We start from the raw sequence: 20,703 nt of genomic DNA, 5'->3' as shown, positions 1-20,703 counted from the left end.
AAAGAATCCGGCTCCGGCGAACCCCCCTTTTTGGGATGCGTCAACAAGAAAGACCACCGATAACCGGTGGTCTTTCTTATCAAATAAGATCTGTGGCCCCCTATTGGCGATTGGTTTTTTCTTCTTCCCGATGGTCGCATCCGTCGCAGGTGGAGTAGAGCGTTCCCACTTTCTCCGCTTCAACATACTCGATCACTTTGTCACAGGATTGGCAGACGATGGCTTCCATGAAAAATCCTCCTCTGTCCATTTTCGATCTATGTCATTCACTTTGAATGAAAGCGCTTTTATTATTGTGTCACTTATAGTATATTATGACATACTAATTTTGTCAAAGCGGAAATAAAAAAGAGCAAATCCGAAGACTTGCTCTTTTCATCAATGTTCCGTTTCTGCATCGATGGTAATGGTTGGCAGGTTGTTTTTGAAAAAAATCGATATTTCTTCCGCTTCCTCCATCGATCGCAAATTAAAGACCTTCTGCAAATATTCCAGATTTTCGGCATCTTCTAACGAAAGCAATGAGGAGCGCCCCGTCTGCATACAAACCACCAGCGGCTTGCCAAAAAACATATGCGTGTAGACAATTCCAAAATCATAGCGACCCTGTTCGGAAACAAAACCAACAAACCGAACTTTCGCTTTTTCGGATTCGTCGTACAAACGTTCATAAAGACTCATGTCCTCTCCCCCTCGCTTTTGTATTAGAAGAACAAAACCAAAATCTCGCAAGCGCCGCAAAAGAGAAGGTACACAAAACCGCAGGATCAGGATTGGACCTTAAGACAACTGTCCACCAGCAACCTCCGATCCTGGCCAACCTGCCACAGCGGAATGAAAAACCGCTTTCAAAAAGCGGTTTTTCTGTTTTTTTATTCCCTGTATTTTTCGGTAATAAACCGGTATTTGCATTTAAGAATTGCATTTTTTTACTTTCGATTCAAATAATGAAGCCAACTCACAGAAGAGTGAAATATCCTCATCGTCGATATTTCCACCGGCTGTCCCCGTCACAACCAGCACCCCGACCAAATGATGGCCGTGATAAAAGGGAACATATACCTCTGTCCGGTTCCAGATCCGTTCCCGCACCACGCTTCCTCTCGCAGCTGCCAAACTCATGAATCCTTCCCCAAACGGGATCACCGGAGGCAATTCCGTTTGCCCCCGCTCAAATTTGAGACAGAAGGAGAAGTCTTCCACCAAGTAAATTGAAACCCATTGATAATCCGCCATGTTGTCAAATAACGAATTACAAACAAATTGATATAATTTTTCCAATTCACTGCTGTATTTGTCTGACATGGCGCCAATTTCCGCGCGAAGCTCATCCAAAAGATCGGCCTTGCGCATCAAAACTCCCCCAACTTAGTAAATTACATCAAAGTGTAGCATAAGTGCGCAACGGCCGCAAGCCGTTTTTTTCCAATATTTTTAAAACTGTTCTCTTCACGATTCATCGTCAAGACTTCCCGGCGCGCAGGCCATGATGAAACGACGGGCTTGCCCTTCCCTTGTCTGACAATTGGAAATGATATAAACTTATTTTAGTTGCAGTCGGAGCAAAAAAAGCGAGCATGGGAGAGATTTGCTTTGAGCAAAAGCGCCTACATAAAGTTGGTAAAAGGGTCGAAACAAGAAGACATATCCCTTGAGGAAGTGAAAAACCTGTTCCTCTACTACCAGGAGATGGTGTCGCTCACCGGAAAACAGCTCGGCTGGGGCTACCAGGAAGCCGCTTTTCCTTACGATCTTCAGGAACGCGAGCAGGACGGGATTCCTTATCTGCTCCTGAAAGGAAAAAAACCGAGCCACTATTACGGATTGATCGTCGGTGTCGCCAAGGAGGCGGAAACGAATATCCCCTATATTCAAATTGTGTTACCCGATCAAGCGACCCACGGGGATACAGCCAAAGGGAATGAATACGGCAAATTCCTGGCAAAGCAGCTAAAAGGAGAACTGCATCTCTTTAACGGACGCACCATGTACTTTAATGATCGAAAATAACCCGCCCGCAAAAAGAAGACCCCCCGCCGGAGAGGCTGGAGGTCTTTTTTCACAACCCGGTCAAAAGGCAATGGGCATTTTGGCATGCTCCCTGATATCCAACTTGTACAACTGCTCCAGGTAAATCTGAAATTTTTGCTTGTCCGCATTTTCAAAACAACGGGCCAACTTAAGGACAATTTTTCGTTCCTGCTCATAATCCTTCTTTTTCTGCGCCATTTTCAGCGCTTTTTCATAAATTTTGATCGCCTCTGCCGTATTTCCTTGCTTCACATAACAATCGCCCATGAGGATATACGATTCCCGGTAAATTTCCGGATGCGGCGTGCGGTCGCTGATTGCGAGCGCTTCGAGCAATGTCTCCGCCGCCGCTTCGTCCTTATCCTGTTCGAGATACGCGAGGCCCAGGTATGTATGCGCTTTGATCTTCATATGGTCGGACTTGATTTTTTCTTGCAAACTCAACGCGGTGCGAAAGCAGTTCTCCGCTTCTTCCCATTTATGTTGCAGCAGATAGATCGTGCCCAGCCTGCTCCAGAGCTCGCAGGACTGCTCTGTTTTTTTGTTGATGCGCGCCACTTCGATCCCCTGATGCGCATAGGCAATCGCCTCTTCATACAACTTCAGCTTTCTCAGGATCGAAATCCGCACTTTATAAAGCTCCAGCACCACTTCGATGCTTTTGATATGATGGATTTCATCCCAAATTTGATTAATTCTCCGCAGCGCTTCTTCAATATGATCCAATTCGTTCAGATAGGTGATGCGGGCGATTTCCAGAATATAAATATAATACGCCCGTTCCCCTCCGGCTTGAAAATGCTCCAGTCCTTCATTCACGTAGCGCAGGGCCTGCCCCAGGTCATGGTTGCTGAAAGCGATGCGGCTCAGTTCATGGTAGCTCGCAGCCTTGATATTGGTTTTCAGCCATTCTTCCTTTTGGTCGACAATGCGGATCGCTTCCAAAAAATGATTTTGCGCTTTCACCCAATTCCTTTTTTGCAAATAAATCTTTCCGCGCAAAAAATGAACAATTGCCGATAAAAGATGATTGTTGGGCACATCAAGTTTACGCAAGCGTTCGAGCCCCTTGTCCGGACTCATCAAATCGATCATGTTCTCAATGGCAGCCAGCTGCAGTTCCATGTGCGCCTCTTCCTGTTTTTCCTTGGCAATCAAATCATGAATCTGATCCAGGTTAATATTCAGCTTCTCTGCGACATACCTCACTTTATCTTCGTTGACATAGGTAATTCCGCGCTCAATATTGCTGATGGTCGACGGAGAAATAAAATCGTCGGCCAAATCCTCCAGCCTCAATCCCATCTCTTTTCTCCGTTTGCGCAGAATCTCGCCAATCTGGATTGGATGAATGTAATCCATTTTTCCACCTCGTTACCGTTTGCATTTTCTGCAACCATAAAGAAAAAATAAAAATTGCATCTCAATTCTCTGCGCATTTTTGACATCTAATAATATTCCAATGACAAAAAGACAATTGACATAATTTTTTTCCGGTTGTATACTCGTATCACAATAAGAAATCTTCTGTAAAATTCAAAAAAGGAGAGAGATGCTGAAATTAATTGCAATGGGGAAACCCCATGAACTTCACCCTTTCATTTTTGATCTTACATCCCAGCCGCAGTACAGAGTAAGATTGGAATCTATGAGTCCCGTGGGTTGTCCCGGGCAGGAATCACAAGAAACCAGCGTGCAAATGTCGGTTTCCTTTACCCCGACTTCGCAAACTCCGGTTCAGGTCATTCTTCACACCCGGAACAACCAGGAAATTAAAATTCATTTCACCGATGGTTTTGCCGTCAAGCTGAGTGACACCGTCACCTATATCGGTGGCAAAGCGGCAGATGTATTTGGATAGAAAAAAGCCCCACAAAGACGGAAAATGGGGCAAAAGAAGTCAGTCCAAGTCTAATTGTAGCACAATTAAAACGATTTGGTAAGAATAATTGTACTGCCGCAATGCTTTGCTGCGGCAGTCCCCTTCGTCTTTTGACAGCCCCTCAATACTACCCGAACAAATAGACCGTTCCCGCCGCAAAGCCGCTGCCCAGACACGATCCGATCAATACATCCGTCGGGTAATGCAGCGCCAGATACATGCGCGAAAAACCGATCAGGATCGCATACGGCAACAGTACTCCCCCGCAGAGTGACGAATGAAACATAAATGTGACGGCGATGGAAAAGGCCGCTGTCGTATGCCCTGACGGAAAAGAGTAATCCGTTAGGGGATTGGGAAAAGTATGCAAATGGGCCAGCCGCAAATAGGGACGGATTCGGGGCATCAATTTTTTAAAAAATTGAACAACCACATGGCTGCCGATCAGTGCGATAAAACCTTCAAGCGCCCACGACTTGACAGTGCGCGGCATGAACATGTACCAGAACATCAAAAAACCGATAGTCGCGGTCGGACCGGCCAAATGGGTAACCCGGGGCATCAACCAATCAAACAGACGGCATTTCCACTGACAATTAACCAGCTGGATCAAAAACTGATCCGATCGAATCAACCAAGAAGCCAGATTTTTCAACAGCCTCACCTCTGCCCGTGCAAGACGTGACATTTTTGTATAATACCATGATAACTTATGAAATGAAAGAGATAGTAAATAAGGTGTTAATCATATTCGAACGATTAACACCCCGGGTCTCCTGTCATTTATTTGTCAAAAATTTTATCCAATATTTCCCGGCGCTCCTGCACGGTGTAGCCATCCCAGAACCATTCGCCGTAAAGCAGCAGATCCAGGTGCAAATGAACCCCCTGGTCATTGCCTTTGACACCGTCGCTCGTTCCGGAATTGCCGGCATAGCCGATCAGTTGGCCTGCTTTGATCGTCTGCCCTGCTTTGATCCCCGGAGCAATCCGGCTCAAGTGCACAAAACGGGCCATTACCCCTTTGCCGTACTGCACCCAGACCTGCCGGCCGCGCATCTTGTCCAAAATATAGGCCGGTGTCTGCCCATCGCTTTGGCCGGCCACAGCCATCAACCGGTTGCGCTCTGCAGGCGTCATCTCCTGATAATCAACATCGGCTCTGACCACAACTCCATCGGCCAGGGAATAAACCGGAGTCCGTTTGCTGATCGTAACGCCTGTTCCATAAGTATACCAGTCTAATCCCTCATGTACCCCGTGACGATAAGTACGGGGCGCACCGGGAAGATGCGAATCGTGCGTGCTCACATGCGCTCCGCGAATCGGGCTTCTGAGAAATGACAGATAACGGGCCATTTCCCGGGCCGACATTTTGGGCAAATTTCGCTTGGGGGCAAAAACCGGAATCGACGCAGGATTCACTTGCCATTCCGCGGTTTTGCCGATCACAACCACTTGCTGTTGCAAAACCCGGTCCATGAAGGAAAGAGGCACAAGGGCATTTCCGTTCTGAATGACAGGAGCTTGTTCCATCGGTTCAAAGATTCCGTTGCAATTCAAAACCGGGATTCCCTGCACCATCGATAATGTATCAGACTGATGCCGGATGGTAATTGTGCCGTCACGCGCATCCACCTTTACCTGAAAGCCGAGGCGGTCGGCGATTTCCCCGAGATTTACGAACAAGGTGTCATCGCGTGCAACCGTCGGCAATTCTTCCTGATTTGATAGTTCGCTGAAAAGCGGAATTTGATCGAACGAGCGGTTTTGAGAAAAAATTTCTCCTGAATCGGAAAGATTTTGGCTATTTTGATGATCGTAGGACAATGGTTTAACATCGTTAATTCCCCAGATCAAGGCAAATTCGCTTAACCAGCCGCGATTGCTCGGCGGCATAAACACAATTGCCGAGATCAGACAAAACATCATCAATACCAGTGACGTTTTTTTCATCTTCATCTCCTACAGCATCTTGGAAGCAATGATATGCGAAGAAAGCACTCCTTGTCCGGAGTGCCTGATGTTACGCTTTCATTATTTTAAAATTCGGCTACCCTGCGGTCAAGTTGCAAAGCAAAAATCAGGACAACAACCGCTCCACCTTGGCAATATTCTCAGCAAGGCCTGATGCCGTTTCCCGGTACAGATCCAAATCTTCCGGTGCAGATGAAGCGCCCAGCAAAGTATCATAATAATCCTCCGCATCCAAAATGGCCTTTTCTTTCCATTCCGCTTCTTTTTTCTGCCACTCCTCCAGGTAATATCCGGTCAGCAACCGCTTTTGCTCGTCCAAAAAAGCGGCAATTGCCGGTTCCAGCACCTGTTCCATCTCCTCCCGCATTTTCTCCTTCTCATTTTTCTCAAAAAAGGTTTTGGCATTTTTGAAGCAGGAGATCGCCTTTTTAAAAGAAGCAAGCGAAAGCTCCGCGAGCGGCTCCGGGAAATCAGGTGATGGATACGAGCTTTCCCGCTCCGGCACCAAAGGAATTTCACCGTTCACAGCCAGGCAGTTGTTTGTCAGATTCGCCATAAATGCATCTTGCCGGTCGTTTAACCATCGTTCCATGCGCAAGGAAGTGGCCCTGAGCTCCTGCAGCAAATCGCGGCGCATAAAATCGACCATCTGGAGCACACAGGCACGGAGTTTTTGTTTGATCTGCCCGTCATCGCTTCTCAGAACCGACGGGTTGAAGATCTCCGGAAACTCGTCGCGGTATCGGTAAAACAGACGTTGTTTGACATAATAAAGCAGTTCATTCACTTCCTGCCCCAAGGCATGGGCCAACGCTTGATCCCTGCTGTTTTGAATGATTCTCCGCACCCGGTCCCGTTCGTCAGCCAACTCCCCTTTCCGCTTTTCCATCGCTTCGCGGCCCGCTTCGGCGGTTTGCAGCAGATGGCGGAGAAAGCGGGAACCACGCCGCAACTCTTCGGTCAAACCGCGAATCGACACCACCCGCAGTTCATCCAGAATAAAAGAGGAAAATCGCTGTTCAAACCGCTCCATCTGCGGATCCTGACGCCCGCCCGCTTTTTCCGCCAGCGCCCGTAAGCTGGACAGTGAAAAGAGACGGGGTTCCCGAATTCCATAACCCGAAAGTTGCCTGCGGATATAGTCCTCCACCTGTGCCAGTTCCTCCCGCGAAGCGGCCAGATCGGCGGCATTAATGATAAAAAACATCTTGTCCAGGGAAAAAACATCTTTAACCCGCCCCAGCTGAATTAAAAACTCACGATCCGCCTTGGAAAAGGGATGATTGTAATAAGTCACATACAAAAGCGCATCGGCACTTTTGATATACTGAAAAGCAACATCCGTATGGCGGGCATGCATTGAATCGGCTCCGGGCGTGTCAACGAGGGTAATTCCCTGTCTGGCCAGTGGTGAATCGTAATAAAGATCCACCGACTCTACAAAGCAGGATTTGGTTTCCCTGGCAACAAATTCTTCAATCGCGTCCGCCTTGATCGTCAGTGTGCCGCCCAGGTGCTCTTTCATCGTGGAAAATCCGTCCCTCACCGCCTGGAGAAAAGGCAAAGCCGTCTTTTGCCCCGTCTGGAAGGCAGGCTCGTCCAGCAGCGTTCCGATGCGTGCAACCGCTCCTTCCAGCGTTCGCACCTCCTGCTGTACCAATTTGTACACTTGCCGCAAATCATCCAATAAACGCTCGCCCGTCTTAAAGGTAATCACGGCCTGTCCATGCGGATGCCTGCCCGTCGGGGGACAAATCCGGTTAATCGTCGCCGTGGTCGGGTGGGGGGAAACCGGCAGTACCGGCTTTCCGATCAAGGCATTGGCAAAAGATGACTTTCCGGCACTGAAAGCCCCGAACAAGGCGACTGTATACTGCCGGCGTTCAAGTCGCTCCCGCTTCCGGGCCAGGTCTCTCACGATCGCTGTTAATCCCGGAATCCTCTTCATTTGCTCTTCCGCTGCATGTACTTGAGCGAGCACGCTGTCCATCCGATGAGCGGTCGCCCGTTCCTTTCCCTTTCCTGATTCTCTCTCTCCGGGCAACTCATTCGTCTCAGTCACCTCTTCGCGCTGCGGCAGGAAGCGCTCATTTCGCATTACAACTTGTTCCTCCAACGCTTCTCGGGGAATTTCAACCATACCGGGTTCGGTATCCCCGCGGATCAACTTCAAAAGGCGCTCCTCCGCCTGTCTGTACTCCTCCTTGATCCGCCTGATTTCCGATAAAGCGTTTTCCCACTCGGCCAGTTGCCTCATCCGCCGCTCCAGCTGCTGCAACCGCTCCGCAAACCGCTGCTCCAGTTCCTCCTTAACCGACCCGAACCAGGAACGTGCGGCCTGGCGATAAAACTGTTTCAGCTTATTTGCCAAATCATCGGTATAAGTCAAGACATAGTTCCCGCCAAACCCCGCCCCGGGCTTGATCGTCTGCGCAAGCAGCGGGGCATCGAGATGAACGCGAAAAGAGTAAATTCTCTCTCCCCGATCTTCAGTATACAGGTGATGCTCTTTCAAAAATTGCACCACATATTGCTTTACATGAAGATCAAGCTGTGTCTCAACCGTCTGCCCGAGTTTTTCGAGAAAAGCAAGCGTCCGCCGCTCTTTTTCCTTCTCCGTTTTCCCTTTGGAGAAGAAAAAGCCGACTTTAAAGGAGGTGAGCTGCGTCTCCAGATATTGTTCAGCCAGAGCGCGCACTTCATAGGGCATCAGGTAGGCATTTTGCAATACCGCCTCCAGCCCCTGATCAAATGAGCGCTCGATCGACTGTTTTTCTTCTTTCAACTGAACCATTTCTTTTCGCCGCTCTTGCGCTTCCGCTTCCGGCGATCCTTCCGGCCCATCGGGCTGCACCTGCTTGGCTGCCAATTTTTCCAGCTGTTCCCGATCCCTTTCTTCCAAAAATTGCATATGCTCTTTCAGCAATTGTTCCGCTTCAATTCGAATCGTTTGGTCAAACTGTTCAAACCTCCGTCCGATCAGTTCCCCGATCCGTTTTTTCAATTCGGCAAACTGGTTATGAGGATGGAGGGGATCACGCATGCTCGTGTAAAAAACCCCTTCCGGGTTCACACCCCAATCGGCAAACGACTGTTGCACATTTTGGCAGAAGACGGAAAAGGACAGTTCCTCTTCCCGGTGTTTATCGATTTGGTTGATGATCAGATAAACGCGCTTTCGGCGGCGGATTAACTGTTTGATAAACTCCAGGTTCCCTTCCGCTTGCACATGGTTATAATCCATTACATAAAAAATCACGTCCGCCAGGTGCAACGAAGAGCGGGTGGCGCGTTCGTGAGCCGTATCCGTCGAGTCGATGCCCGGTGTATCCATCAGCGCCACTTTGGCCGGCAAGCGGTTGGTTTGACGCTGGATGTGCACGGCTAAAATCTCTTCGCCGTTTTTGCACAAATCTTTCAGCTCCTGATCAGTGTAAGTCCCATCGTATGCATGAATTCGCCCATCGCTCAGAAACAGTTTGACCCGGTTCTCACCCGCCGTGATTTTCACCACGTTGGCACTGGTGGGAATCGGACTGGTCGGAAGCAGATCTTCTCCGAGCAAATGATTGAGCAAAGTGGATTTGCCGGCGGAAAAATGGCCGCAAAAAGCGATCGACCATTCCCCTTGCACCGTTTTTCGCAGCAAATCGATGCCCTTCAACCGTCTTTCTTCATCTCCGCTCCGCTCAAACTCCCGCTCCAGCCGGGCCAATCGCTGTGCCCATTCTCTGTGTGCTGTTTCAATCATTCCCTGAATACTCCTTTTGTGGCAATGTTCCGGATTGATAACCCTCTCCGTTTATACCGAAACGGCAGGACTCGCATTTTCAGTCTATGGCAGCGTCAGTCAGCTCATCGGGGCATTCATTGAAAGTGGATTATAGCCGGATCGCGGTGTTCCCTCCCCCGATTTGCTTAATTTATTTTCACCCTCCGGCTGTATTTGACAAAACACAGGTGTTTTCTGTCGTTTCTATCTTAATACAGATCGGGAAGTTAATGAAGGGTTGCGCGGTTCTCGATATAATTAACAGAAGGAAAATTCCCACAAAAAGGTGTGATGTTGGATGGCCACATGGATTGCCACGTTATCTCTTCTGCTTAACGGGATCATCCTCTGTCTCTTTTTATTCCGGCAGCATAACTCCGCCAAAAGTGATTGGCAGCAGATCGAAGAGCAACTGCGCCTGCTGCTGCTGGCACAGGAAAAAACTGAAAAGACGTTGCGCGAAGAAATGGGATACCACCGGCAGGAAGCCAATCATGCCGCTCTCGAAAACCGCAAAGAATTGCAACAGTCTTTTTCCCTGTTGACCAAATCGACGCTCACTACCATTCAAGATGTCGCATCCGGGCAGAAAAACCTGCTTGATTCCTTTTCCCGTCAACTTCGCGATCTCACCGCCATGAACGAACAGAAGCTGGAGCAGTTACGAAACAAAGTGGAGGAGAAACTGGCGCAAATTCAGACGGAGAACCAGAAAAAACTGGAAGAAATGAGACAGACCGTCGATGAAAAATTGCACGCCACCTTGGAACAAAGGCTCGGAGAATCGTTCAAACTGGTAAGTGACCGATTGGAGCGCGTACATAAAAGTTTGGGAGAAATGCAGCATCTGGCGGCCGGGGTTGACGACCTGAAAAAAGTGTTGTCCAACGTGAAAAGCCGCGGTGTTCTGGGGGAAATCCAACTGGAAAACATCCTGGAACAGCTGTTGACCCAGGACCAATATGAAAAAAATGCCGTGATCAAGAAAAACAGCAAAGAACATGTGGAATTCGCCATTAAACTGCCGGCCAAACAGGAAGGCTCTCCTCCCGTCTTGCTGCCGATTGATTCCAAGTTTCCGCTGGAGGATTATGAGCGCTTGCTTCAAGCCCAGGAAGCAGGAAATCCGGAGCTGATCAATGAGGCGGGAAAACAGCTGGAACAGCGCATTAAGCAGGAAGCAAAAAAAATAAGCGACAAATACATTTATCCGCCGGTCACCACTGATTTCGCCATTTTATTTCTCCCCCTCGAAGGGTTGTATGCCGAAATCCTGCGGAGGCCCGGATTGTGGGAAACGGTACAGCGGCAGTTTAAAGTGGCGATTGTCGGGCCGACAACCCTGTCCGCTTTTTTAAACAGCTTGCAGATGGGTTTCCGCACACTGGCCATTGAAAAACACACCACCGAAGCCTGGCGCTGGCTGGGCATTATGAAAACGGATCTGCTCAAATTCGGCAACTATTTGGAAAAGGCGCAACGCAAACTGGATGAAGCCAGCAAAACGATTGGTCAGGCGACAAAGCAAACGGAAACGATGAAGAAAAAGCTGGACCGGGTGGAGAACTTGCCCAGCCTCGATTCAGCTTCTCTGTCCGCATTGCCGGATGGCCCCGGCGGAGAATAGGGAAAAAGCCCCCGGCCTTTGCAGGATCGGGGGTATTTCTCATTAATGGAGAAGCAACTTCACCCAATTCCCGACAGCGATCCCGGCATAGTTTCCAATCGCATAGCCGAGCAACCCCATCAACACGCCCGGTGTGATCAGTGAAACCCACCGTTTGGATGAGGCCAGCGCCAGAGCGGTGGAAGGTCCGCCAACAGTAGCCTGGCTCGCCACAGCCAGCACTTCGACATCAATTTTGAACCATTTGCCAAAGCCAAAGACGATGAAGGCATGAATCCCTACCAATATCACCAGGAACAAAAAGACAACCGGCCCTTTGTCAACCAGAGTGCTGAGAATGGTTCCCGCGCCCATCGTGGCAAAGAAAAAATGCAATAAAAAATTGCCCCACTCTGCTCCTCCGTTTACCCTGTTCATCGGTGTAAACAGGGTGATCAGAATGGCAAAAGTCGTATACCAGATAACCGATGGAATTTCAAATCCGATCCCTTTGTTGATAATGGGCGCCAGCCAGTCGGATACAGCCACAACCACAAAAGCGACTGCAGCCAGGATAACCATGTCGTAAATGGAAATTTCCTTCTTTTTCTGATAATCTTCTTCCGCTTTCTCCACATGGCGGCCCGGCTGGTAAACGGAGGAATAATATTTGCGCAACAAACTCGGCAGAATCGCCGTCGCCACCATCCACAGATTTGTCATGATATTATCGGCCGCCGCACCTGTCGCATACATCGACTGGGAAGTATGAAACGCTGCCCCCACGGCTGCATAATTGACTCCGCCGCCAATATAACTGGCACAAAATTGCCCGGCAATCTTCCACGCTTCCGCCCCGATGCCATCCGCTGTCACCCAAACGCCGATGATCGCCCCGACCGCGGTTCCCAAAGAAGCCAAAGCAAACGAAATCAACGCCGGTTTTCCCATATGGCGCAAACTTTTCAGATCAGCGGATAGCAAGAGCAAGACGATGGAGAGCGGGACGCAATAATCATTGGCAAATTCATAAACCGGATTTAAATCGTCCGGATTTTGGGCAATCGACGGAGGAATAATGCCGAGATTTACCAAAATCGCCCCTCCGGAAATCACCAAAATCGCGGTTCCCAAGTAGGAAAAAAAGCGAAAACATCGATCCAGCCAGAAGGAGATCGCGATTAAAACGGCAAGAACTGCGGCTACCCCTGCCGGATTCATGATCAGGGCTGTTTTTGTCACAAGTACTCCTCCTTGGTTAAAATTTTTATACAATTCTATAATAGAAGTGCAATTTTTACAAATAAAACAGAAGGCCATTTGACTGGCCTTCCTTTCCCCTGCTGCTTTTTTCAGTTCCAAACCCATTTTTGCTCAACTAGCCGGGCACTTTCTTCCAACCGGCTATATACCTGTGCCTCCGAGTCGCCGCATACTACCAGCGTAATCGCATAATCGACGCTGGTATGCGCACCGGTAAAATATTGTCCGGGTCTGGCCAACACCCGATATTCCGTCACCCAGTCCGGAAAATCCTCCCGCCGTGGCGCCAGGCGAAAAACCCCGTGTTTGGGCGGAATCCCGATAAAACCAAACTGGGTTTTCGGCCCTTCCCGTCTGGCGACACGCTCGGGAACATCAACGCTTAACCCGCATTGCGCCTGTATGGAAAGCTTGGTCAGATCCACATCAAATGCTTGCCGGTATTCTTCACAAATGCGCGATCCGCCCGTGCGGCAGGCGATCTCACACAAAACCAGTTCATCCTGCGGTGTATGGAAAACTTCGGCATGAAAAGTGGTATGAGTCGGGGTGGGCAAAGTTCGCAAAACCGAGGAAACATAAGATTGCAAACGGGCTGTCAAGGGGTTTTCTGGAGATAAAAGATAACTTCCCAAATATTTTCCTTCCTGAAAAGCCAAACAATGATTCAGATACTTTGAAGGCCAGATGAGCTTGATCTGTCCATTCAGTACCAATCCGTCAATATGATACATTTCCCCTTCGATATATTCCTCCACTTCCAGGTGCGGGCTTAATCCATGGGCCAGGTACTCCATCGTATCCTGATCCGAATCCAAAACCGTCGTGTTGCGAGAACCCATTCCGTCAACCGGTTTAACGACCACCGGATATCCCTGCTCTTCAATAAATTCGTAAAGATCGACGACAGAATCAACGCGCTGGAAAGCCGGGACGCGAATTCGGGCCGCACTCAGGATCTCTTTCATCTTCACCTTATCGCGAAAGGCAATCGCGCTTTGCAACGATTGGCCTTCTAAGCCAAAATAATGGCGAACATAGGCTGCGCGCAAAATATCCCTCTCCGCCGTCGCGATCACCCGTCTGTAAGGTGACTGCTTGTACAATTGCAAAGCCGTAAACTCGACGGAATTGTTAAAATCATAACGATCGAAAGCAAATACCTGTTTAAAGCCGTGAAAATCCTTGCCTAGCTGATCTGACGTCAATAAAAACAAATCTTCGTTCAGGTCCTCCAACCACTTTTCATAAGGAGCATCATAATAAGGCAGACGATTAAAAATTAAAATGCTCAAGGAACTTCCCCCTTTTTGGTATCAGAAGATCTTCGGTGAGAGTCGGGAAGTAAATCCATCCGTCCGAAATCCGGCGGCTGACCGGTCGTGCCTTTCCGTCTGAGAGGACCTCACATTCCAGTTCAAAAAAGTTGTTCTTTTTAATATTATAAAATACATAATTTTGTGTCAATAAAATCATTAATAATCAATAATTTTTATCATCCCGGATATTCCATTAAAGATGGGCATTTCCACAACGATTTCCATTAAAAAAATCAGCCTCATTTATTATAAAATTTACAAAATGCCGATTTCTTTTTTAACAAATGAAAAAGCCGAAATCAGCATGAACAGACAGTCGAACAAAAACTGCGCCGGCTAAACCGCGGTCGAAACAAGGGGATTTCCGGGCAGCCAGCTTCCATCCAAAACGAAGAAAACATGGAATGTGCCATTAGGCCCGCTTTCGGATCGACCCTGCCATGATTTCAAATCAAGACTATGGCCTCTACCTTATTCCCTCCCATTTGACAAGCAGTTTTTTATGAATTTTTTATGACAACGTCTCTTCTGGCAGGTATTATTCTCTGCAACATATAATTAATTTATTGTAATATGTTTTTATTTATAAATAACCAAGGAGGCAAATCGCCCCGGAAAAGAGGAAAAGCATGGCTGCATTATTGATCATCTTTATCCTGTGCGTTTTGCTCATTTTGCTCATCCCCTACTACGAAAAGATCGGAAATTGGGTAATCAGAGTTCTGACCCCCAAAAGCAAACAGGATGAGAACCATCCTGATAAACCGGAAGAGCAATAGAAATGAAATCGAAAAAACTAGATTGAGGTGGAAGAAAATGACCCCGATTGTTCGCGGAAGTGGAAAAAAGCGATGGATTGGCTTTATTGCAGTGCTGATCGGGATGTCCTTTCTGCTTATCCTGATCGCTAATTGCACAGCCGTCGTTGAACCAGGTTATAAAGGAGTGGTATTCAGCCTGAATGGCGGCCTGAAACAAACAGTGCTTGACCAGGGACTGCGATTCCACTAGCCTTGGGAGAGCGTGACCCAGTACCCGGTCTCCACGGAAACCGTCTATCTGACCAAAAATCCGCATGAAGGAAAAACAAGGGATGGATCCATAGATGTCAATACCTCGGACGGCAAATCCGTCAACGTGGATGTCGTTTATTCGTATCATATGGAGCCGGATAAATTGCCGCATATCTTCACCAAATTCCGCCGGCGCGAGGCCCCGGATATCGAAGACACCTATATGAAAATCCAACTCAAAACGGTAATGCAATCGGTCACGACCAAATACAGCGTCCTCGGCGTCTACTCCGAACATCGCGAGGAAGTGACGAAAGAAATTGAAAAAAACCTCGGCGATATTCTTAAAAAAGACGGAATTATCCTGGAAAGCTTCTCCCTGTCGGATGTGCGGATCGATTCCAACACGCTGAAAACGATCCAGGCCATCGCTGATGCGCAAAACCGCCAGGAATATTTGAAACGGGAAGAAGCCAATAAAAAACAGGAAGTGATCAATAACAAAATTGAAGCCGAAGGCAAGAAACAAGTGGCGATCATCCAGGCACAGGGACAGGCCGAGGCCAACCGCATTCTGGAACAATCGCTCACTCCGGCCATTGTCCAGTACGAATGGATCAAGAAATGGGATGGCAAAATGCCGACCGTCCAAGGCAGCGCAAGCCCGCTCATCCAGATCCCTTCTGCGGCCGGCGAGAAAAAATAGTCCGTTTGCCCCGCTTTATTGGCGGGGTTTATTTTCTTTTCCGCAGGATCCGGAACATCGCCAAAACCACCTTGGCGAGACAATCCGGCAGAGGATTGCCCCCTGCCATCTCATCCCAAAAGCCGGACGGCCTTTTTAAACACAGGAAAATTCACCAACCTCCCGATAAAATTGATCCCGAAGCTGAATAATGCTTGCGTTCTTGATATCCTCCATTTCCTGTGTTTTCAGCCAGTTGTAAAACTGTATGTGAAGAGGAGTATAGAGACGCCCGTGATCAATCTTGCGCCCATGCTTGTGTGCCATCGCCTCTTTCACTCCTCTCATCTGTTTCCAGAAGAGATAATAAGGGAGCTTTAACTTGGTCATAAATCCTTTGGCGTCTTCAATGACATAACCCTCTTCTTCAATGGAATAGTCGGAAGTGATTTTTTTGTACCAGGAGTAGAAGTCGAGCCAGCTGTCAAAAGTGGTGACCAATTCCTTCGTCGGAATATGAAAGGTCTGACCAAGCTCTTTTACTTCATGAAAAGGCAATTTGTTATAAGCAGGAGTACGATAAACAACATCAAGCAAAATCAACTGATCTCTGTCATACTTGATGATGTGAGGATCTTTTTCGGGAAGAATCACTTCAAATACAAAGCTGAACCCCTCTTTCAGCTTTTCTTCCATACTTTTGATTGTTTCGTCATTGCATGTTTGATAAAAAAGCTCTTTAAACCATTCGGCAAATGGCCCTCTCAGCTCGGATTTGGACGAAAAAACCAATTGCCCCGCTTCCGAATCATATCCCAACATTCCCAAATAGCCGTTTGGCTTTGTATAAACGGAAACGGGAAACTGCAGAGTTTCTGCCAAACGGGCCAGCTTTGTTTCCGGCCTCTCAGTGATATTGAAAAATTTATTGTAGGATCGATTGACGATCTCTTTTGTCTTTTTGTTGATAAAAAGACCGCGCGCTCTCACATTCACTGTATCCCAAGCGGCCTTCTGAAAAGCCTTTCTTGAAAAGTTGTAAGAGTAAATGTTCTCTGCCACTTGTTTTTCCTGAATCAATTTGTGATTCGTCATGTATTCCAACAACGTTTCAACGGTCAGCTTATTTTCTTGAAGAGACTCAGGAATATGTTTTTCTTGTTTAAGATAGTTGTTATTTTTTATTTCAATGGGATGAAATCCGTCTGGAGTCAATGTCACTACACGAAGATGACCACCATGCTCAACTTGTCCTTCCAGATTGAAAGATCGAATGGCAGCAGAAACAGGCAGACGATACAAGTTCCGATGCCCGTGAATTTGATAAAATTGCTTCCCGGTATTCCGATCCCAGATCTCATCAATATCCAAATCGAAAGTTCCGGCTCCGTCAATGATCTGCTCAGCAGATATAAACATTAAATTCCCTGGCAAAGCCGACAGACCACCATGGGTGACCAATACCGTTTTATCATGATAAGTATAATAAGCGAGGACGCGTAAACGACGGTAGAACAGACGAAGATCTTTCTTGCTGATGCCGGCTTTTTTGAGATCGGGAAGGGTTCTTTCTTTGAATTCTTTGGATCCGATTTCTTCCCCGTTTGCATAGGACCAGATATAACGTTCATGATTCCCTTCGATCAGAATGACGTTTGGCTGGTTGTATATCTCCAGCATCAGCTTCATCACTTCCGCGTTTTGAGGGCCACGGTCCAAAAAGTCGCCTAAAAAGATATAAAGCTCATCTTCTTTCAGGCCATCTTTGAGATATTCCGCCAAAGCATCATAGCACCCGTGAATATCGCCAATATGGTGAATTTTCCTCCATTTGGAAAAGTCAAGAGGCTTAAACCGGATAAAGTCATCAAAATCCGCAGGCTGAACGACTTGTACCCACCCGGGAACAGATAGCTGCTGATAGCGTTCATATATCTTCATGATTTGAAGCTCGGGAACACGTTTGTAAACAGGCCGTTCTAAATTTTGGCGCAACAAAATATCCAACGGAACCTTGGAGAAATCCACAACGGCACAACGATATCGATACTTTTGACAAAGTTCCTTGTATTGATTAATGGCAGAAGCTGTCGAATGCGTGGCATCCACAATGGTAAAGTCCCCACGCTTCATCCTTTCTTCCAATACCCGGAACAGGAACTCCCATACAACTTTATCATTTGCCGATGTGATCTGGGTTACGCCATCTTTGGTAAGAACCGGATTCTGATACATAACACGAATGGTATCAGGTGACAACGTGTATGGTTCAAGTCCTTTTTCTTTTATAAATGTACTTTTTCCGGCTCCCGGAGCCCCCATCATGAGCACTAATTGCCGCATCGATTATTCTCCTATCGATTGATGTAAATGAGTGATAAGAAAAAACGTCCAAATCTATATTAAACCCTTTTCCCATCCAACGAAAGCGGCTTTGTGCTCCTGTGAATCCTCTTCATTTCGTCTCCTTTTCACCCCGTATTCTCCCCCAAATAAAACCTGTGCGGCACCTGTGCATCTAATGTTGTTGAACACCGGATCATTCATCTGAAACAATGGAACGGCTCCAACCACGATTTCCTTGATAATTCAACAGGCATGCCCCGGTGTTTTGTAAGAAAAAATGTAAATAGTTCTTTACATCTATACATCTTGGGGTTATATTCAAAATGTAAACAATGTTTTACATTTCAGGTGATTTTATGGTTACCAATCGTATTCTGGAGTTAAGGAAGAAAAAGCAAATATCTCAACTCAAGTTGGCACAAGATCTCGGTATTACCAGGCAAACGGTTCATGCGATTGAAAAAAATAAGTACAATCCCAGTTTAGAGCTGGCACTTCGTATTGCTAAATACTTTAACAAACAAGTTGAAGAGATATTTTGGTTAAAGGAGGATCAAAGATGAAAACAATTATTTTTTTGGGGGTCTCCTTGGTGTATTCTTTGCTTTTTTTATTGTCAGTCTTGTCAAACAGCAATTTAACTGGGGTATTTTAACAGGTCTTCTAGCCGGGCTTATTGCGGCTGAGCTTTATCGATACTTCCGCTTTACACGAACAAACTCCCCCGAACTTGATGAAAGAGTACGATTTCTAATGGGGAAATCTCAAAAATAATTTTGACTCTATCCTATTTTCTGTTTTTTGCCTATATGGTTGTGAAAAAGTATATTTATCATGAAACACAAATTGACTACTTATTGGTTTATGTAGTTAGTACATTTTTTATTTGTTCTTTAATAACATTGTTCATAAAGAGAAACTGACCAGCGTTTTACCAAAACAATGTTTGCTTAATAAATACGAAAGATATTTAAGCCTCATTTGAAATGAAAACACAAACGGTTTTCTTTTTTAAACTCCGGACCCGTTCCGTACAACATCAGCTTCTGGATCGTTATAAATTGTATGTTCATGTGGAACAGGTTATCAAAACCTAGCTCTAAATGTAGTAGCCTTGCCTTAACAAAAAGGATTTGAGCAAGCACACCTAAAAATATCAAAAAGCCGCTCCCCATACGGGAAACGGCTTTTCTTACAATTTGGTGGGCAGTATAGGAATCGAACCTACGACCTCTTCCGTGTCAAGGAAGCGCTCTCCCTCTGAGCTAACTGCCCATGTTTGATATGTATGGATGGGAAAATTGGTGGGCCCAACAGGACTCGAACCTGTGACCGATCGGTTATGAGCCGACTGCTCTACCAACTGAGCTATAGGCCCAACCAGAAAGTGGCGGAGCTGACGGGATTCGAACCCGCGATCTCCTGCGTGACAGGCAGGCATGTTAGGCCTCTACACCACAGCTCCAAGTTGGTTGCGGGGGCAGGACTTGAACCTGCGACCTTCGGGTTATGAGCCCGACGAGCTACCGACTGCTCCACCCCGCGGCAATTTGTCATTTCATCATCAGCGACATTTAATACTATACAATAATTTTTTTTCAGGCGCAAGGGTTTTTTTAAGATTTTTTCTCCAGATATAACGAACCCCGTATCGACCTCGTTTGGAACGGAAAACTTCCACAGTCTCCGGACTGTCGTACCCGTAGAGCCACCAATCCTCTTCCATGCGTGCAGCCAGGCAGCGCGCCTGAAAGCGGCTATCATACAATTTAGCCCAATAAACCCATTTTCCCATGATTGCATCCTCCTCTTTTTCTCTATTTTTTCACTCCTCTTTGGATTTCATGCCTTTTTGGGGATGCGCACATTTTGCGTCAGAGCGAAAGCCTCCCGTTCCCGGATGCATATGATGTACGGAAACAAGCGATTCGCTTGTGAAGGCATCCAGCCTGACATGTTCCCTCCTCAAGCCCGGTTTTTTCGGGCTGATGAGAAAGACCCCGGACTCAGCGGGGTCTTTTTTTCTTGCTTTAATTCGCCGCACGTCTGTGTTCTTCCGCTGCTTCCTCTTCATCCCTCAGCCGATGGGCCAGACGGCTCGCAGCAGAAGCGGCAATGCTGGCAACAAGATCATCCATAAAGGTATGCACGGGACCATCCGGACCGTATTTTTTCGTGTCCAACTGGCGAATGATTCCGATTTTATGTTTGTCCAAATGGCCGAAGGTGGTAACCGCGATGCTCCCATACCCGAACACCGATCCCAGAGCCAGGGTCTCATCACAGCCGAACAATCCTTCATCACTGCGGACAAGGCTCAGTAAAGGTTCAGACAGCAGGTTTTCCTCGGCAAGCCTGTCCAGTTCAGCCCCCACGAGAATGGCATGTTGAACTTCTCTTTTTTGCAAAACGGCCAATACGCTTTCCATACAGATCTCCAGGGTGAGATCAGGCTTATAGGGAAGCTGCATTTCCCGAACGATTTCCGCAATCGCTTCAATGGTGATCCCGCGTTGTTGCAGGCGGTCGAGTGCGGCCATTTTTACTTCTTTGCTGTGTACTCTCCGCATCGGTTTCCCTCCGTTTTATTCGGCGATCAAAATTTTTATATCCTCTTTTTTCCTTGTTGAAACCTGAAATCGAAATAATAGGGATTTTAGTCAGGCGAAACCTTGCTAAGTCTTTTCAACATCGAGAACCCGGATGATTTACCAGCAAACCAGCAATTAGATGCTTTCTTTGCTGAGAAAAGTTATAATAATAATATGTGGCTATTTTTACCCATCAACTAAAGGAGCATTCCTGTAAT

General features: G+C 47.1%; 19 protein-coding genes and 4 tRNA genes. 7 read left to right on the top strand and 16 right to left on the bottom strand.

Annotation, left to right across the window (positions count from 1 at the left end; all coding sequences use genetic code 11):
- Positions 1–100: 100 nt before the first annotated feature.
- From JG50_RS19245 to JG50_RS0105980, 3 genes are all read right to left on the bottom strand, one after another.
- Positions 101–229 (bottom strand): GapA-binding peptide SR1P, encoded by a 129-nt coding sequence (locus tag JG50_RS19245; protein WP_081943747.1) that lies wholly within the window; start codon positions 227–229, stop codon positions 101–103.
- 149 nt (positions 230–378) lie between these two features.
- Positions 379–681, bottom strand: coding sequence for a DUF3055 domain-containing protein (locus JG50_RS0105985; RefSeq protein WP_033100209.1), 303 nt, complete (start codon positions 679–681; stop codon positions 379–381).
- A 231-nt stretch (positions 682–912) separates the two neighbouring features.
- Positions 913–1,353: a hypothetical protein gene (locus JG50_RS0105980; protein ID WP_033100208.1), complete on the bottom strand. Its 441-nt coding sequence runs from the start codon at positions 1,351–1,353 to the stop codon at positions 913–915.
- 240 nt (positions 1,354–1,593) lie between these two features.
- On the opposite strand from JG50_RS0105980, the gene JG50_RS0105975 reads away from it, so the two are divergent.
- Entirely contained in the window at positions 1,594–2,010 is a 417-nt protein-coding gene (locus tag JG50_RS0105975) for a DUF1885 family protein (protein WP_033100207.1), read from the top strand.
- A 60-nt stretch (positions 2,011–2,070) separates the two neighbouring features.
- Here JG50_RS0105975 and JG50_RS0105970 read toward each other — a convergent pair whose 3' ends face one another.
- On the bottom strand, positions 2,071–3,393 hold the full coding sequence (locus tag JG50_RS0105970; RefSeq protein ID WP_033100206.1) for a helix-turn-helix domain-containing protein: 1,323 nt from the start codon (positions 3,391–3,393) through the stop codon (positions 2,071–2,073).
- Between the two features lie 286 nt (positions 3,394–3,679).
- On the opposite strand from JG50_RS0105970, the gene JG50_RS0105965 reads away from it, so the two are divergent.
- A complete protein-coding gene (locus tag JG50_RS0105965) occupies positions 3,680–3,892 on the top strand; it encodes a hypothetical protein (protein ID WP_152568498.1) in 213 nt (70 codons plus the stop codon).
- Positions 3,893–4,040: 148 nt separating this feature from the next.
- On the opposite strand, the gene JG50_RS0105960 is transcribed toward JG50_RS0105965, so the two are convergent.
- The 3 genes from JG50_RS0105960 to JG50_RS0105950 form a co-directional block, all read right to left on the bottom strand.
- Positions 4,041–4,568 (bottom strand): phosphatase PAP2 family protein, encoded by a 528-nt coding sequence (locus JG50_RS0105960; protein ID WP_033100204.1) that lies wholly within the window; start codon positions 4,566–4,568, stop codon positions 4,041–4,043.
- A 128-nt stretch (positions 4,569–4,696) separates the two neighbouring features.
- A complete protein-coding gene (locus JG50_RS0105955) occupies positions 4,697–5,869 on the bottom strand; it encodes a M23 family metallopeptidase (RefSeq protein WP_052154055.1) in 1,173 nt (390 codons plus the stop codon).
- Positions 5,870–5,996: 127 nt separating this feature from the next.
- On the bottom strand, positions 5,997–9,641 hold the full coding sequence (locus JG50_RS0105950) for a dynamin family protein (RefSeq protein WP_052154054.1): 3,645 nt from the start codon (positions 9,639–9,641) through the stop codon (positions 5,997–5,999).
- 319 nt (positions 9,642–9,960) lie between these two features.
- On the opposite strand from JG50_RS0105950, the gene rmuC reads away from it, so the two are divergent.
- Positions 9,961–11,289 carry a DNA recombination protein RmuC gene (rmuC, locus tag JG50_RS0105945; protein WP_033100203.1) on the top strand — a complete coding sequence of 443 codons (1,329 nt, stop codon included), beginning with the start codon at positions 9,961–9,963 and terminating at the stop codon, positions 11,287–11,289.
- A 42-nt stretch (positions 11,290–11,331) separates the two neighbouring features.
- Here rmuC and JG50_RS0105940 read toward each other — a convergent pair whose 3' ends face one another.
- Together JG50_RS0105940 and JG50_RS0105935 are read right to left on the bottom strand one after the other, a co-directional pair.
- Positions 11,332–12,510 (bottom strand): DUF819 family protein, encoded by a 1,179-nt coding sequence (locus tag JG50_RS0105940; RefSeq protein WP_033100202.1) that lies wholly within the window; start codon positions 12,508–12,510, stop codon positions 11,332–11,334.
- A gap of 110 nt (positions 12,511–12,620) precedes the next feature.
- Positions 12,621–13,826, bottom strand: coding sequence for an ATP-grasp domain-containing protein (locus JG50_RS0105935; protein WP_033100201.1), 1,206 nt, complete (start codon positions 13,824–13,826; stop codon positions 12,621–12,623).
- Between the two features lie 653 nt (positions 13,827–14,479).
- Between JG50_RS0105935 and JG50_RS20000 the strand changes: the two genes are divergently transcribed.
- Genes JG50_RS20000 through JG50_RS18135 form a run of 3 tightly spaced genes read left to right on the top strand, consistent with a single transcriptional unit; the run spans position 14,480 to position 15,569 of the window.
- Positions 14,480–14,629: a hypothetical protein gene (locus tag JG50_RS20000; protein WP_160173820.1), complete on the top strand. Its 150-nt coding sequence runs from the start codon at positions 14,480–14,482 to the stop codon at positions 14,627–14,629.
- A 37-nt stretch (positions 14,630–14,666) separates the two neighbouring features.
- Positions 14,667–14,861: a hypothetical protein gene (locus JG50_RS18715; RefSeq protein ID WP_052154053.1), complete on the top strand. Its 195-nt coding sequence runs from the start codon at positions 14,667–14,669 to the stop codon at positions 14,859–14,861.
- A gap of 12 nt (positions 14,862–14,873) precedes the next feature.
- The gene (locus JG50_RS18135) at positions 14,874–15,569 is read left to right on the top strand and encodes an SPFH domain-containing protein (protein WP_052154052.1); all 696 of its coding nucleotides are present in this window, start codon (positions 14,874–14,876) and stop codon (positions 15,567–15,569) included.
- Between the two features lie 135 nt (positions 15,570–15,704).
- Here the strand turns inward: JG50_RS18135 and JG50_RS0105920 are convergent, their stop codons facing one another.
- Positions 15,705–17,891 carry an RNA ligase gene (locus JG50_RS0105920; RefSeq protein ID WP_033100199.1) on the bottom strand — a complete coding sequence of 729 codons (2,187 nt, stop codon included), beginning with the start codon at positions 17,889–17,891 and terminating at the stop codon, positions 15,705–15,707.
- A gap of 359 nt (positions 17,892–18,250) precedes the next feature.
- On the opposite strand from JG50_RS0105920, the gene JG50_RS0105915 reads away from it, so the two are divergent.
- Complete coding sequence (locus tag JG50_RS0105915) at positions 18,251–18,457, top strand: helix-turn-helix transcriptional regulator (protein ID WP_033100198.1); 207 nt, start codon at positions 18,251–18,253, stop codon at positions 18,455–18,457.
- Between the two features lie 637 nt (positions 18,458–19,094).
- Here JG50_RS0105915 and JG50_RS0105905 read toward each other — a convergent pair.
- From JG50_RS0105905 to JG50_RS0105875, 6 genes are all read right to left on the bottom strand, one after another.
- Positions 19,095–19,169 (bottom strand) — tRNA-Val (locus JG50_RS0105905).
- Between the two features lie 27 nt (positions 19,170–19,196).
- Positions 19,197–19,272, bottom strand: a tRNA-Ile gene (locus tag JG50_RS0105900).
- Positions 19,273–19,282: 10 nt separating this feature from the next.
- Positions 19,283–19,359, bottom strand: a tRNA-Asp gene (locus tag JG50_RS0105895).
- Between the two features lie 4 nt (positions 19,360–19,363).
- Positions 19,364–19,439: transfer RNA gene (locus JG50_RS0105890), tRNA-Met, on the bottom strand.
- A gap of 19 nt (positions 19,440–19,458) precedes the next feature.
- Entirely contained in the window at positions 19,459–19,689 is a 231-nt protein-coding gene (locus tag JG50_RS0105885) for a hypothetical protein (RefSeq protein ID WP_033100196.1), read from the bottom strand.
- A 235-nt stretch (positions 19,690–19,924) separates the two neighbouring features.
- Positions 19,925–20,464 carry a phosphatidylglycerophosphatase A family protein gene (locus JG50_RS0105875; protein WP_033100194.1) on the bottom strand — a complete coding sequence of 180 codons (540 nt, stop codon included), beginning with the start codon at positions 20,462–20,464 and terminating at the stop codon, positions 19,925–19,927.
- Positions 20,465–20,703 lie beyond the last annotated feature (239 nt).

It is taken from the genome of Thermoactinomyces daqus, assembly GCF_000763315.1.
GTDB lineage: Bacteria > Bacillota > Bacilli > Thermoactinomycetales > Thermoactinomycetaceae > Thermoactinomyces_A > Thermoactinomyces_A daqus.
Note: the sequence above shows the minus strand (reverse complement) of the source record. Positions and strands in the feature narration are given on the sequence as shown.